Origin of the sequence: Undibacterium sp. Di24W (genome assembly GCF_049340325.1) — a bacterium.
Classification (GTDB): domain Bacteria; phylum Pseudomonadota; class Gammaproteobacteria; order Burkholderiales; family Burkholderiaceae_D; genus Undibacterium.
Genome location: NZ_JBMPOP010000040.1, coordinates 1 through 258 on the forward strand (window position 1 = coordinate 1; position 258 = coordinate 258).

1 protein-coding gene is annotated in these 258 nt (G+C 50.4%); it reads right to left on the reverse strand.

Annotation, left to right across the window (positions count from 1 at the left end):
* Positions 1-258 (reverse strand): hypothetical protein (locus ACO0KZ_RS20540; RefSeq protein ID WP_422998659.1); only part of this gene is annotated, 258 nt, incomplete at both ends.

Consider the following 258-nt stretch of genomic DNA (forward strand, 5'->3'; position numbering starts at 1 on the left):
ATGTCAAACGGTAGTTACCAGCACCCGCTACGCCAGCGTTGTTTGATGTGCCTACCAAACGGATAGTTTCGAAACCAGAAACGTTAGTCCATTCAGATGCGCCCAAAGCAATCGTGTCGCCCAAGTTAGCGCCAGTCAAGTCACCGTCGATCACCAATGTATCGCCTGTACCAGCACCACCAGCTACTGTGTCAGAGATAGACAAACCAGCACGTGTGTCTTGGATGTTATCGAATACAACGGTGTCGTTACCTGCAC